Below are 14,285 nucleotides of genomic sequence, written 5' to 3'. Positions count from 1 at the left end.
GATATCTTCGCCTTCATCGAAGGCTTCTACAACCGAACAAGGCTCCATTCCGCCGTGGGATATATCGCCCCGATCGAAATGGAGCTAAAAGCCGCCTAAACCAGTCCACTTTCTCGGGGGAAGATCACTCTTTGTATTGCTCCAATACCCATTCAAGCGCTGACGGATTCCCAAGCCGATAATCCCACGCCTCCCTAGGGACATCAGTTAGAGTAGTCTCGCCATCAATATCAATCTCTCCTTCATCCTTGCGCGCACGCAATAGGACCTTCGGGTCGACAGAGGGGGCACTAACTCCCCGCGGTTTACGTTCCGAACGCTTTAAAGGCCACGGCTTTATGGTCTTATCTGAAACGTGCAAACGTGATAATTGATCTACCTTATCCACCGGACATTGCATTATCCGTTGCTTATTTTGGATAAGAATGGCCTCGCGAGAATCTTCGAAAATGATGTTATCCTGCGGATATCCTCGTCGAAGTTTTAGATTGATTTCGGCCTCAAGGTCGTCAGCCTCGTCTTTAGCTTCCCAAAATCCAACTGGAAGGCGCGACTGATCAACTAGCGCTCCATCGATGTAACGACGGGTTTGGTTTGGCGGCTGATATTCATACTCAGGTACGAATATAAGGGACTGTGAGCGTCCCCAGTTTTTTAAGAGAGACTTGAATGCCTCTCTCACCACCGTTTCCCGACGCGATCCGGACGCTCGCTTTAGATCAGAGAGTTCGTTCAAATATTGATGGATGAGAACCTGGCTCACCTCTGCCCCCGCGAATCGAGTCCGATTCTTGAGAGTCGCGCAGGTTTGGTTAATGCATCGCTAAGTTGTCCTGCCTTAACACCACTGCCTGAGTGGTCCCTTTCACTCATAGCCCGTGGCGCCTTTTAGGTAAGCGGCTTGCAAAAGGGGGCAGCGTCGGACGGCAGGTACCGGCCTATTTTATGCCCGAGTGGCCTTGCCAGGGTAGGAACGGCCAGCTCGCTGACAAACGGTCATGGTGATTGAGACGCGTTTCTGGCGAGCATCGTTTGATGTATCGCCTTTCAGGAAGCGAGAGCCAGCAGACCGATGTCGCACGATGCCGATATCATTATTGATTGGCCTATTTCGCATCTGCGAGTGGCCTCTGCCGAAAATGGAAAAATCCCAGCGCTTGGGGGGGACGCGCTGGGATTTTTAGGTGAATGACCTTGGTAGAACATGTGCACTCACCGGACTGTCTAATTTCGCCGAGCCGGCATCTTTCCTAGCGCAAAGCAGGTTTCGATGGTGAAACACCGCATTTTCCCCGGAATCCAATTTGGCCGTTGAAAACTCTAGTCTAATTTTTGCCGGGGCTAGCTTTTCATTCCGAACAAATTTTTAGACTAAACCGGCAAGGGGCCGCGCGTGGGCGGCCCCTTTCGATTCACTTTCGACGACGTGCGATACCTTGCCGCTATTGCCGGAGAGGAAGACATTAGGCATGCCTGACGCAGGAACTCTAGGCATGGGTAAGCAGCCTAGCTGGTCACTACCTTTTTCAGGTGAGCCTCGAGCTTCTGCAGCGCAGCCCGCTTCTCAGGTAGATAGTCATACCTGTCGTAGATTTCGTCGAGGTCGGTTTTGCCCCCGCCTGTCACGTGGTTGAGCATGATCTCTGCGATCTCACGTGTTGTTCTGAGGCGCGCGAGCATGGATCGGAAGGTTCGCCGAAGATCGCGCACTTGCCATCCGGTCACACCTGATCGCTTGTCGATCTCCTTTTTCAGCTTTCCCCACGACCCGTCGTTGAAATGAGTACCCTTGATGTGACCGGGGAAGTAATAGTCGGTATTCTTGTCTCGCCAATTGTCGCCGATCTTTTCTTGTCGATCGAGGATCGCACGCGCCATCGGCAGGATCGGGATTGCGTGCGCGCGCCCGTTCTTGGTGAATTCTCCAGGGATGGTGACCACGCGACCTTCACGCCAGGCTCGTTCCAGCCGTCCTATTTCTCCGTTCCGACATCCCCACAAAATGATGAGCCGGATCATGTCGCCGAAGAAGCCGTCGCACGCGTGCCACACCTTCTTGAGCTCGGCGTCGCTCAGGATGCGACTGCGTTTCCTATCATTGCCCGGGGCGGGGTAGCCTTCGAGCGGACTGCGCTTGATGTAGCGGTGGGGAGGTTTCGTGCACCACCGAAGCATCGTCCGAAGTGCGCGGAATGCGTGAAGCTGTTCGCTGGGCACGTCGGAAAGCTTCCCGAGTTCACGCTCAATCGTTGCATCGTCAAGCTCATCAAGCGTGCATCGAAATTCCAGCCGGTTGAGCAGGCGAAGGGTTTCAGACTTGGTGCGCTCGCTTTTGCCTTTGTAGTTCTCCTCGACGAAGACGAGCTTCGCTTGGTCGAACTCGATGCTGATTTCCTTCTGCCCGACCGGAGTGCCGAGGGCGACGAACGCGCGGCGGCGCGCTTCCGCGAGCTTGAGATCTGGATAATGACCCAGCCGAATTTTGGTGCGATTTGGCTCCTTGAGGACGATCCAGGTCTTTCGACGCTTGCCCACGCGCAAGCCAAAAGCTGGCGTCTTCCGGTCCATATACAGACCGGGCTTCAGTGATTGAACCGAGAGATCTGTGAGTCCAAGAATTGGCACGATTTGGCACGCCTTTCACGCGGATTGAGGCGGATAACCATGCCGTACTATACGACGGTCGAGTCGCGTAAGCTACTGTAAAACAAGGGATTTGCGGGGACTATGTGTAACGGTGGAGACGCTTCAAAAAAGATTGGGAAGCTGCCGTTCTACCATTGAACTACGCCCGCGATCTCAATTGCTTGAGGTCGCCCCTCACGGGTGCGACCGCCGGACCATAGCCCGGGCCGAGGCAGCGGATCAAGCGTGCATTGACACCGATCGCCGCGCCGCCACCTGCTACCAGCCCATCCTCACAAGCACGTCATTGATCACAAAGGGCGCAGCGGCGGATGCGTCGCAACTTCCGCCGCGCGCATAGACGCAGGCATCGCTGAAGCCGACGCGGGCACAGCTTTGCTGTGAAAAATCCGCCGGCAGATCGCCTGCGGCCTCGGGCCGCGCAAGGATGCGGTTGAAGGCCGGCTGGGTCGCCCGCAGCAGCAGCGGCGGCAGGATCAGCTCGGCGAGCGGATCGGCGGGCTGCAGCGCATAGAGCGGCACCGGGCCGACCAATCGCTCCCGCCCCGGCAACTGCTGGAAACGAACGTCGTAAAGCGCAAGGCCGCACATCTGCGGATCGCTGCGCAGCTCAGCCGCGAGTCGCGCAGCACCGACGCCGCGCGTCCAGTACTCGCGCATCTCTTCGCTGGTGCCGGCCAGCGCCACCGACAGCAGCGCCCAGCCGCCGAGGACGATCGGTAGTGCCCAGCGGCGCCACATGTCCTTCGTGCGCAACCATTGCACCCAATCGCCCGATCCCAGCGCCGCAACGATGGTGAACAGCACCACCGACAGGAAGATGAAGCGGTATTCCTTGTGCGCGATCAGGCTGTGGAAGACGAGGTTGACCAGCGCCACGGTCGCGAGCAGCGGTGCGTGCCGCCAGCCGCGCCAGATCGCAGCGAGCGGGAGCAGGATCGCCACCGACCAGACAGTCAGGAAGTCGATCAGATAGGCCGCCGGCGGCGACACGCCGAATTCGATGGCGCGGTCGTGGACAAGGTTTTCCCTGATATTGGCGATCAGCCAGGCGAACGGCACGCTGCCATGCGCCAGGTCGATCGCGGCGGCGAGCAGCAGCGCAACGAGCCCGCCGGCGACCAGCGGAACCAGGTTTCGCCAGCGTGTCCAGCACGCCCCGAGGGCCAGCACGGCGATGGCCGGCGCAAACTGGAAGCGGCAGACAAAGGCGAAGGCGAGCAAGGCACCGCCAATCGCGAGACGCCATTGGGACGGACGATCGGTGACCAGCAGCGCCGCCGGCACGATGAGCGCTGTCGCCAGCGGCTCGCCCAGCGTGTGTGGCGCGAGCATGATCAATTCGAACCAGGCCGCGGCCGCTAACGCCGTGACGACGGCATGGGTGCGCGAGACCCGCGCGCCAAGCAACCAGGCGCTGACCACGATCGACAGCGACGCGCATGCGGCGATCAGACGCGGCACCAGGAACGCACCTGCGCCACCAGGCGCAATCGCATCGCCGAGGGCAACCGGCCCGGCCATCAAGGTCGGCAGGAACCAGCCGCGAATCCCGTCGCGCCATTCCCATGTCAAGATGCCGTCATGGCCGAGCATCCGCCACGCCGGCTCGAGATACTGGAAGGTCTCGTCGGGATAGATCACGTTGGGCCAGACGGCGGCCGCAAGGCGCAAGACCAACGCCAGCAACAGCAACGCGAAGAGCGGGTGAGCACGCCCGCCCGCGCGCCCGGCCATGCCTGCGCCGCCGGGCGCGGCTTCGGCGCTCGTGCTCGTCATCGTTCCGCCGATCGTCTTCTGGAGCAGCATGCCGGCGACCAGATAGCGGGCAAAGCCTTTAAGATGCGTGACCGGAGGATGCGTCGGGCCGCACAGTCCAGCCGTGACATGCTTAACCGAACGTCAAGATTCCAGATGCGGGCGAGATGCGGCCCCCCGGGGAGATCGAGGCGATCGTGGAGTACCGCCGCGATCATGCGTGGCAGCAATGGTGATCTTGCCGGCGTTGCGCCGCCACGGCCGCACCCCTAAATTTGGGGGTATGACCCGCACCACGCTGCTAGAGCGCGATCGCATCACGGTGAACGAGTTTCGCTGCACGGCGGAGCCCGGCGACAAGCCATTCGCCGAGCAGTTCGCCTGCCATTCCGTGTCGTATGTACGCAGCGGCAGCTTCGGCTGCCATTGCCGCGGCCGCTTCCATGAGCTGGTGGCAGGCTCGATCCTGGTCGGCCATCCCGGCGATGAATACACCTGCACGCACGATCATGTGGTCGGCGACGAATGCCTGTCGTTCTTCCTGGACCCGGAGCTGGTCGAGACGATCGGCGACCGCACCTCGGTCTGGCAGGTCGGCTCGGTGCCGCCGCTGCCCGAATTGATGGTGATCGGAGAACTCGCCCAAACGGCGGCAGCTGGCAACAGCGACGTCGGTCTCGACGAGATCGGCCACCTCCTCGCCAGCCGCCTTGTCGAGCTGGTGTCGGACCGCAAGGCAAAGCCCCTCACCGCCGGCCTGCGCGACCGCCGCCGCGCCGTCGAGGCGGCGCTGTGGATCGACGCCAATTCACACCATCAGATCGACCTCGACGATGCCGCAGAGCAGGCCGGCTTAAGCACCTTCCATTTCCTGCGGCTGTTCTCCGCGGTGCTCGGCGTGACCCCGCATCAATATCTGGTGCGCTCGCGGCTGCGCCATGCGGCGCGGCGGCTGGTGGATGACGACAGCCCGGTCACCGATATCGCCTATGACGTCGGCTTCGGCGATCTCTCCAATTTCGTGCGCAGCTTCCACCGCGCGGCCGGTGCCTCGCCGCTCAAGTTCCGCCAGGCCTCCCGCGGCGACCGCAAGATTCTCCAAGAACGCCTTGCGCTGCAATAGCAGGATTGCTCCGGTCCGCGCGTCCATCGACGCGCCCAGCGACTGGAGACCCCATCATGTACGACCACATCGGATTGCGCGTCGCCGACCTCGACGCCAGCGTGCGCTTCTACACCGCGGTGCTGGCGCCGCTCGGCTTCGTGCTCTGCTCACGCGACGACAGCGGTGCCGGCTTCGGCCCGAAAGGCGAGCCGGCGCTTTGGCTGCATCTACACAAGGGCAAGACCCAAGGCGGCGCGCACATCGCGTTCCGCGCCCCGAGCCATGACGCGATCAAGACATTCCACACCGAGGGCCTGAAGGCCGGCGGCAAGGACAACGGCGCGGCGGGCCATCGCAAGGACTACAGCCCGACCTACTACGCGGCGTTCCTGCTCGACCCCGACGGCAACAATGTCGAAGCGGTGTCGACCTAAACCTCAATCTTCATCCTGATTAAAGGACCACATTCCATGGCTTCCATTCACAAGGACATTCCGATCGACGCGCCGGCCGATCATGTCTGGGACGCACTGCGCGATTTCGGCGCGCTGCATACCCGGCTGGTGCCGGGCTTCGTGACCGATACGCAACTCGACGGCGACGTCCGCACCGTCACCTTTGCCAACGGCACCGTGGCGCGTGAGACGCTGGTCGATTGCGACGACAAGCGACGACGGCTGGTCTATGCGATCACCAGCGAGCGGGTGAAGCAGCATTCCGCCTCGGTGCAGGTATTTGCCGAGGGCGATGCGCGCTGCCGGGTGGTGTGGATCGCCGATGTGCTGCCGCATGAGATCGCGCCCTACATGGACGCGCAGATGGATCTTGGCGCGGCCGCGATGCAGGCGGCGCTGGCCCGCTCGGCCAAGAGCGCAGCGTAGCGGTCTGGCGTCTCGAAAACTTTGTCACCGTCACCCTGAGGAGGCCGCAAAGCGGCCGTCTCGAAGGGTCGACGGCCCGGCTTTGTCCACGAGCATGTTGAGGAACCGGGGCCGTGCATCCTTCGAGACGCGGCCAAGAGGCCGCTCCTCAGGATGACGGTGTGAGAGCTGGGGATAACAGAGCAGAGACCTACGACAGCACCGGTTGCGCTTCGGCGACCGGTGCGGATCGGCCCCAGCGCGTCAGGATGACGCTGAGGCAGGAGAGCACGCCGAGCACGCCCATCGAAGCGGCGGCGAGCGCGAAGAAATTTTGCGCGCTCGCGTCATGGGTCGACAGCCACCAGCCGCCGGCGCCGATGAAGATCAGCCGCGCGGTCTGCGCCAGCACCGGACCCAGTACCTTCGCAGCACCTTGCGAGGAGAAATACATCGACATTGCGAGGCCGATGAAGGCGTACATCGGCGCGGCGGTCGAAAGGTACTGATGGCTGGTCGCCCGCACATGCGGATCATTGGTGAACAGATTGACCCAGAGGTCCGGGAAGACGGCGATGAAGCTGCCGACCACGCCGACCGCGAGGAACGACAGCGTGCCCGCGGTCCAGGCGATGCGCCGCGCCCGCGCGACGCGCTCGGCGCCGACGGCCATGCCGATCATCGGCACCGAGGCGATGCCGACCGCGAAGGCGACCGAGGTCAGCATGAATTCGAGCCGCGCGCCGATGCCGTAGCCGGCGAGCACCGCGGTGCCGAACTGCGCCAGCATGTGGGTGAAGATCGAGATCGTCAAAACCGATTGCAGCGGCGAGAAGCAGGAGACCGCGCCGACCCTCAGGATGTCGATGAACATCGCCCATTGCACGCGCAGTCCCCTGAGTTTCGGCTTTACGCGGGCGCGGCCCGAGAACAGATACCAGCCCATCACGCTGATGCTGATCGAATAGGCGATCAGCGAACCCGCCGCGACGCCGCGCATGCCGAATTGCGGCACCGGCCCGAGGCCGAGCCCGAGCGTGCCGCCGAGAATGATCTGCCACACCGCCGAGGACAGGATCATGGTCGACGGCAGCTTCATGTTGCCGGTGCCGCGCAGGATGCCGGCCATCGTGTTCATCAGCCAGGGCAGGATCGCGCCACCGAAGAAGATCTGCGAATAGGCGATCGCCTGCGCCAGCACATTGCCGCGGCCACCGAGCAATTCGAGCAGGCGCGGACCGAAGATCAGCATGCCCAGCATGAAAGTCAGACCGAACGTCAATCCGATCAGCAGCGCATGCATTGCAAGCGTCGAAGCACGCTCGATCTCGCCGGCACCGAGCGCGCGCGCGATCGCGGATGCGACGCCGCCGCCCATCGCGCCGCCGGACATCGTCATGGTCAGGATCACGCAGGGAAACAGCAGCGCCATCGCCGCGAGCGATTCGACGCCGAGCCGGCCGATATAGGAGGTCTCCGCGATCACCACGCAGGTGCCGGCGGAGAGCGCGATCACGTTCGGCCACGCCAGCCACAACAGCGTGCGCAAAATCGGCCCGTCGAGCAGCGCGTTGCGCGCCGGCCTGGTCACCGGCGGCGGCAGCGGCCGTTCTTGTTCGTCGACAGGTATTTCGGCGAGGCCGAGGTCGGACATTTCTACTCCCGCGCGCAGTCTGGGAGCCGCGCCATGGTGTTTCCCTACCATGGCGAACGGGGATTCCACGTGCGCGGGACGCAAGGGGGGCCTGCGTGATTGCGGGTGAACCTCTGACCTAGCCGATCGACCAGACGAACGGCGCGCCGGCGGCGCCATTCGGCTTCAGATGCACCGGAATATGCCGTCCGCAGCCGGCCGCCAGCCCTTCAAGCAGACCCGTCAGAACGCTGGCGCAGGCCGGGTGATAATCGGCCACGTCGGCCATCAGCTTCCAGCCCTGCTGGCGGATCTCGAACTGGCCCTCGGACTCGCTGATGTCAGCGACATCGTCCTGCGACTCGAACAGCACGCGCAGGAATGCGGCAAATTCCGCGGCACGGCCACGACGGCCACCGAGCGCCTGCGCGACCTCGTCGTAATACTGCATGCCAATGAGCCTGCCGGTCAGATGCAGCAGATAGCTCGCATCCTCGGGGCCGAACACCTGCACGATGACGGGCGCGGCCGTCTTCACATATTCCATCGCGTAGTTGCGATAGGCCTTTTCCAATCGCGGCTTCGGCCAGCTGTCGACCGGCAGCGCCGGCGCGGTTCTGGAATCGAACAGCGGCGCCTCGAGATGGCGGGCGAACACCAGGCGCTGGTCGAGCTCGAGCGGATGATCGTATTCGCAGTAGTAGCCCTCGAGCCCGTCCTGGCCGTCGACGCTCTGCTTGGTGCAGACGAAGCCGAGCCTGAGATCGCCGAGCGCGACACCGTTGTTGGCGTGCCAGCCGCGCAGCATCGCGCGCGAGACCTCGCCGGGCACGCCGCAGATCGCCGTGCCCTTCCAGATCCAGCGCGGCGGCGGATAGCGGATCCAGGCCTTGCGGTCGGTCTCGTACATGTATTCGACATGCACGCCGCCGATCCAGTTGGAGAGATAGTGATATTGCGCGGCCGCGACCGCAGGCGGCAGGCCGTCGAGGCCGAGCTTCTTCAAGCCGGGCAGGAAGCGCTCCTGCTGCTGGCGGCGAAACACGCGGAAGACGAACTCGGCAGCGTCGGCCGTGCCGCGGCGCGTGACCACGGTGAGGATCAGCCCGGTGAAGAAGGCGTGATAGAGATCGGCAACGCTGCGCCACTTCCGCCACTGCGCCTCTTGTGCGCTTTCGCCTGCGGTCATGTTCGCTCCCTGGCTCTTGTTGGCGAGGTCGAGCTCGCATGCGCAATCGTAGCCCGGATGCAGCGAAGCGCAATCTGGGACGGCTCAATCCACGTATGCACCATCCCGGATTTCGCAGCGCTTCATCCGGGCTACAGAACTACACGCGGAAATGCTTGGAGAGCTTCAGGCCCTGCGCCTGGTAGTTCGAGCCGATGCGCTGGCCGTAGAGCGCGTCGGGGCGCTCGAGCATGCGTTCATAGACGAGACGGCCGACGATCTGGCCATGCTCGAGGATGAACGGCACCTCGCGCGAGCGCACTTCGAGCACGGCGCGCGCGCCCTTGCCACCGGCGCCGGCATAGCCGAAACCGGGATCGAAGAAGCCGGCATAGTGGACGCGGAATTCGCCGACCAGCGGATCGAACGGCACCATCTCCGCGGCGTAGTCCGGCGGTACCTGCACGGCCTCCTTCGAGGCCAGGATGTAGAACTCGCCGGGATCGAGGATGAGGCTGCCGTCGGGCCGCGCCTTGATCGGCTCCCAGAATTCTTCGACCGAATAGCCGCCGCGGCGATCGACATCGACCACGCCGGTGTGGCGCTTGGCGCGATAGCCGACGAAGCCGCCCGAGTTCTCGCCGGACAGATCAACCGACAGCGCGACGCCATGGGTGAGATCGGCATTGTCGGCATCGACCAGCCGCTCGGCGGCATGCAGCGCGTCGAGCTCGTCGGCGGTCAAGGTCGCCTCGCCGATCCGGAAACGGACCTGGCTGAGCCGCGAGCCCTCGCGCAGCAGCACGGGAAACGTCTTCGGGCTGATCTCGGCATAGAGCGGGCCGTGATAGCCGGCGCCGATCATGTCGAAGCGGCGGGTGCCATCGGCGATCACGCGCGTGAAGACGTCGAGCCGTCCGGTCGAGCTCTTCGGGTTGGCGGCCGCCACGATCTCCGGCGGCAGCGCCAGGCTCTCCAGCAGCGGGACGATGTAGACGCAATTGGTCTCCAGCACCGCGCCGTCGGAGAGATCGATCTCGTGCAGCTTCAGCTGGTCGATCCGCTCGGCGACGGTGGCATCCGGTCCTGGCAGGAAGCTGGCACGGACGCGGTAGGCGATGTCGCCGAGGCGAAGATCGAGGCTCGCCGGCTGGATCTGGCTCTCGACGAAGTCATAGGCGGGCAGAATGAGGCCGGCCTCCGCCATCTCCGCGATCATGCGGTCGGGCAGAATTCCGTTGGATTCGTCTTCCAGCGTGAACGACACGATGCGGTCCCTTGGCGATCCCTCGAGATGGCCCAAAATCATACTCTGAGCGGCCACCAAGCCCCAAATTATGGGCTTTTACGGGTTATCCGATGACCGTCTTGACGGAAAGGGCGCGAGGGAATATCAGCTGCACTTATCCCGTGGTGATTTGAGCCGGCCGGCTTGCAGCCACGTTAAATAAGTCGCTAAACAGGCCGGGGACAGTGTGATCCCGGCTTGTGGAGGTTGCTCCAGGCCGGTTTTTTTATGGCCATTTTCGCCAGGAAATGGCCACTTCGGAGGTCACATGTCTGAATCCAAGTCTTCTGAATCCAGGTCTTCTGAAGCCAAGTCTACTGCCCACCTTCGTCCCGAAACCCGCCTCGTCCATGGCGGCACGCTCCGCTCGCAATTCGGGGAGACGTCGGAGGGGCTGTTTCTCACCCAAGGCTACGTCTACGACACCGCCGAGCAATGCGAGGCGCGCTTCAAGGGTCAGGATCCCGGCTTCATCTATTCGCGCTATTCCAATCCGACCATTGCGATGTTCGAGCGCCGCATGATCGAGCTCGAGGGCGCGGAAGCCGCGCGCTCGACCGCGACCGGCATGGCCGCAGTGACCACCGCGATCCTTGCGCCGCTGAAAGCGGGCGATCATTTGGTGGCGTCGAAGGCCCTGTTCGGCTCCTGCCTCTACGTGGTGCAGGACCTGTTGCCGCGCTACGGCATCGAGACGACGCTGGTCGACGGCCTCGATCTCGACCAGTGGCAGCGCGCATTGCGGCCGAACACCAAGACCTTCTTCCTCGAGAGCCCGACCAATCCGACGCTCGACGTGCTCGACATCGGCGCGATCGCGGAGATCGCGCATAGCGGCGGCGCCCGGCTGATCGTCGACAACGTGTTCGCGACGCCGATCTGGCAGAGCCCGCTGTCGCTCGGCGCCGACGTCGTGGTCTATTCCGCGACCAAGCATATCGACGGCCAGGGCCGCTGCCTCGGCGGCGTCATCCTGTCGTCGGAAGCCTTCATCGCCGAGCACATCCATAATTTCATGCGCCAGACCGGTCCGTCGCTGTCGCCGTTCAACGCCTGGGTGCTGTTGAAGGGGCTGGAGACGCTCGGCATCCGCGTCCGCGCGCAGACCGAGAACGCGGCGAAGATCGCCGAGGCGCTGGCGAAGCATCCGAAGATCACGCGGCTGGTCTATCCCGGCCGCCCCGATCATCCGCAAGCCGAGACCGTGAAGAAGCAGATGGGCGCCGGTTCGACGCTGGTCGGCTTCGAGGTCAAGGACGGCAAGGCCGGCGCCTTCCGCTGCCTCAATGCGCTGAAGATCTCACGCATCTCCAACAATCTCGGCGATGCCAAGAGCCTGGTCACGCATCCCGCGACCACGACGCATCAGCGCCTGGCGCCGGAGGCCCGCGCCGAGCTCGGCATCAGCGAAGGTTTTATTCGCTTCTCGGCCGGGCTCGAGCACCCCGACGATTTGATCGAGGATATTGAGCGCGCGCTGGAGCAGGTTTGAGGCTGGCGTAGAAGCCCCAAATGGGCTGCTCTCTCTCCCGCAAGCCGTCGTCCCTGCTTTCGCAGGGACGATACTGATTTTGCGGTGGCTGGTTCGCGCTGGCATATTCCGCAAGCGGGAGAGGCGAAGGAACCGCCCTTACGTCGCAGCCGTCGTCACGCCGCCGTCGACCACGATGGTCTGGCCGGTCATGAAGGTCGAGGCATCGGAGGCGAGATAGGCCACCGCGCCCGCGATCTCGTCGGGCTCGCCGATGCGGCGGAGCGGCGTCGACGCGGTGCGGCGCTTCAGATTGTCCGGATCCTCCCACAGCGCGCGAGCGAAGTCGGTCTTCACGAGGCCCGGCGCCACGCAATTGACCCGCACGCCCTTCGGTCCCCATTCGCCGGCGAGGCTGCGGCACAGCGCAAAGTCCGCCGCCTTGGAGATGCCGTAGGCGCCGATCACGGTCGAGCCGCGCAGGCCGCCGATCGAGGAGATGATCACGACCGAGCCCTTGCCACGTTCGGCCATCTGCGGGATCGCCAGCGCGGAAAGCCAGATGTTGCTCTTGACGTTGGAGCCCATGATCTTGTCGAAGGCCTCGTCCGTGATGTCGAGCAGCGGCCCGTAATAGGGATTGACCGCGGCGTTGCAGACCAGGATGTCGATCTTGCCGTAGTGCTTGATCGTGCCGGAGATCAGTCCCTCGACTTCCGCCCGGCGCGCGATATTGCATGGGATGACGAGCGCATCACCGCCCGCCTTCTTGATGCCGTCGGCGACCTCCTGGCAGGCATCCGCCTTGCGCGAGGAGATCACGACCTTGGCGCCGAGCTTGGCCAGCAGTTCGGCCGAGGAGCGGCCGATGCCGCGGCTCGAGCCGGTGACGACCGCGACCTGGCCGGTGAGATCGAACGGGGTGTTCTTCATTGTTGTTGCCTCCCGGATGCGCCGTCATTCCGGGGCGCGACGCAGCCGCGAACCCGGAATCCATTAGGCCGCATCATTGGTTGTGAAATGGATTCCGGGTTCGCCGCGCTGCGGCGCCCGGAATGACATCAGTGTGCTTACGCCAACAGCCCGCCGCCCTCGCTGACGCGACGGAGGTGGTAGTCGGTATCGCCGAGCGTGTTCTCGATCATGGTGAGCCGCTTGAAGTAGTGGCCGATCTTGGCTTCCATGGTCATGCCGATGCCGCCATGAAGCTGGATCGACTGTTGGCCGACGAACTTCAAGGACTTGCCGACCTGCACCTTGGCGGCCGCGACCGCGGACGAACGTTCCTTGGCATCGCTGAAGTCCGACGCCATGGTCGCGAACATCGACATGCTGCGGGCCTGCTCCAGCGCCACGAACATGTCGGCGGCGCGGTGCTGCAGGCTCTGGAACGAGCCGATCGCAACACCGAACTGCTTGCGGGTCTTGATGTACTCGACGGTCTCCTTGAGCGACTCGTCCATCGCGCCGACGGCTTCCGCGCACAGCGCAATGCGGGCTTCGTCCGCGACGCGCTCGATCAGGGGCAGGCCGTTCTCGGGATCGCCGATCGCGGCATCCGCACCGACCTCGACATTGGTGAAGGTGACGTCCGCCGCGTGCAGACCGTCCTGCGTGGGATAGCCCTTCTTGGTGACGCCCTTGGCGTCCGCCGGAACCAGGAACACGCCGATGCCGGTCTTGTCGCGCTGGCCGCCCTTGGTGCGCGCGGTCACGATCAGCGTGTCGGCGTTCTCGCCGTTCAGCACGACGAACTTCTCGCCGTCGATCACCCAGCCGTCGCCCTTCTTCTTGGCCGTGGTCACGACGTCAAAGAGGTCGTAGCGCGAGTTCTTCTCGAGCTGCGCGAAGCCGAAGGTCTTGCTGCCGTCGATGATGCCGGGGATGTACTTGGCCTTCTGCTCGGCCGAGCCGCCATGGCGCAGGAAGCCGCCGGCGACCACGACGGTGGCAAGATAGGGCTCGACCACCAGCGCCTTGCCGAGCGCTTCCATCACGATCATGGTCTCGACCGCGCCGGCGCCGAAGCCGCCGTCGGTCTCCGCGAAGGGCAGACCAAGCAGGCCCTGCTCGGCGAGCTTGCCCCAGAGCGCTTTGCTCCAGCCGCCCTTCTCCTTCATGTACTTCTTGCGCGCATCGAAGTCGTAGGCATCCGCCAGCAACCCGTCGACGCTTTCCTTGAGAAGCCGCTGCTCCTCGGACAGATCAAAATCCATGTTCGTTCCCTTAACTAACTGATCGTTGTTCAAACCGGGACCTCTTCACCTCGCCCCGCTTGCGGGGAGAGGTCGGAACGCATCGCGAGATGCATTCCGGGTAGGGGGTACAGGTCTCTCGGCATTCCCTGCACGGAGAG

The 14,285-nt window shown here is 63.5% G+C and carries 12 protein-coding genes and 1 riboswitch; of the genes, 4 read left to right on the top strand and 8 right to left on the bottom strand.

What is annotated here, in order from left to right:
- Positions 1–124: 124 nt before the first annotated feature.
- The 3 genes from AC066Y_RS13150 to AC066Y_RS13140 form a co-directional block, all read right to left on the bottom strand.
- Positions 125–682, bottom strand: a complete 558-nt coding sequence (locus AC066Y_RS13150) for a type ISP restriction/modification enzyme (RefSeq protein ID WP_478274228.1) — start codon at positions 680–682, stop codon at positions 125–127.
- Between the two features lie 824 nt (positions 683–1,506).
- Positions 1,507–2,625: a site-specific integrase gene (locus AC066Y_RS13145; RefSeq protein WP_478274227.1), complete on the bottom strand. Its 1,119-nt coding sequence runs from the start codon at positions 2,623–2,625 to the stop codon at positions 1,507–1,509.
- A 279-nt stretch (positions 2,626–2,904) separates the two neighbouring features.
- A complete protein-coding gene (locus tag AC066Y_RS13140) occupies positions 2,905–4,455 on the bottom strand; it encodes a glycosyltransferase family protein (RefSeq protein WP_478274226.1) in 1,551 nt (516 codons plus the stop codon).
- 232 nt (positions 4,456–4,687) lie between these two features.
- Here AC066Y_RS13140 and AC066Y_RS13135 point away from each other — a divergent pair, with 232 nt between their 5' ends.
- Genes AC066Y_RS13135 through AC066Y_RS13125 form a run of 3 tightly spaced genes read left to right on the top strand, consistent with a single transcriptional unit; the run spans position 4,688 to position 6,390 of the window.
- Positions 4,688–5,527, top strand: coding sequence for a helix-turn-helix domain-containing protein (locus AC066Y_RS13135; protein ID WP_478274225.1), 840 nt, complete (start codon positions 4,688–4,690; stop codon positions 5,525–5,527).
- A 56-nt stretch (positions 5,528–5,583) separates the two neighbouring features.
- Complete coding sequence (locus AC066Y_RS13130; RefSeq protein ID WP_478274224.1) at positions 5,584–5,943, top strand: VOC family protein; 360 nt, start codon at positions 5,584–5,586, stop codon at positions 5,941–5,943.
- 36 nt (positions 5,944–5,979) lie between these two features.
- A complete protein-coding gene (locus AC066Y_RS13125) occupies positions 5,980–6,390 on the top strand; it encodes an SRPBCC family protein (protein WP_478274223.1) in 411 nt (136 codons plus the stop codon).
- Between the two features lie 190 nt (positions 6,391–6,580).
- Here AC066Y_RS13125 and AC066Y_RS13120 read toward each other — a convergent pair whose 3' ends face one another.
- The 3 genes from AC066Y_RS13120 to AC066Y_RS13110 all read right to left on the bottom strand — a co-directional run bounded on the left by AC066Y_RS13120 (position 6,581) and on the right by AC066Y_RS13110 (position 10,437).
- Positions 6,581–8,023 carry an MATE family efflux transporter gene (locus AC066Y_RS13120; protein ID WP_478274222.1) on the bottom strand — a complete coding sequence of 481 codons (1,443 nt, stop codon included), beginning with the start codon at positions 8,021–8,023 and terminating at the stop codon, positions 6,581–6,583.
- 118 nt (positions 8,024–8,141) lie between these two features.
- A complete protein-coding gene (locus AC066Y_RS13115; RefSeq protein WP_478274221.1) occupies positions 8,142–9,191 on the bottom strand; it encodes a hypothetical protein in 1,050 nt (349 codons plus the stop codon).
- Between the two features lie 139 nt (positions 9,192–9,330).
- Complete coding sequence (locus AC066Y_RS13110; protein WP_171947862.1) at positions 9,331–10,437, bottom strand: 2'-deoxycytidine 5'-triphosphate deaminase; 1,107 nt, start codon at positions 10,435–10,437, stop codon at positions 9,331–9,333.
- A gap of 133 nt (positions 10,438–10,570) precedes the next feature.
- Positions 10,571–10,650, top strand: a riboswitch (SAM riboswitch).
- A 76-nt stretch (positions 10,651–10,726) separates the two neighbouring features.
- Between AC066Y_RS13110 and AC066Y_RS13105 the strand changes: the two genes are divergently transcribed.
- The gene (locus AC066Y_RS13105; protein ID WP_478274220.1) at positions 10,727–11,950 is read left to right on the top strand and encodes an O-succinylhomoserine sulfhydrylase; all 1,224 of its coding nucleotides are present in this window, start codon (positions 10,727–10,729) and stop codon (positions 11,948–11,950) included.
- A 138-nt stretch (positions 11,951–12,088) separates the two neighbouring features.
- On the opposite strand, the gene AC066Y_RS13100 is transcribed toward AC066Y_RS13105, so the two are convergent.
- On the bottom strand, positions 12,089–12,862 hold the full coding sequence (locus AC066Y_RS13100; RefSeq protein ID WP_092119436.1) for an SDR family NAD(P)-dependent oxidoreductase: 774 nt from the start codon (positions 12,860–12,862) through the stop codon (positions 12,089–12,091).
- Positions 12,863–12,999: 137 nt separating this feature from the next.
- Positions 13,000–14,145, bottom strand: coding sequence for a pimeloyl-CoA dehydrogenase small subunit (gene pimD, locus AC066Y_RS13095; protein ID WP_478274219.1), 1,146 nt, complete (start codon positions 14,143–14,145; stop codon positions 13,000–13,002).
- Positions 14,146–14,285 lie beyond the last annotated feature (140 nt).

The sequence above is a fragment of the Bradyrhizobium sp. USDA3010 genome (assembly GCF_056429065.1).
The sequence above is the reverse complement of the archived record's forward strand: the minus strand, read 5'-3'. Positions and strand labels throughout refer to the sequence as shown.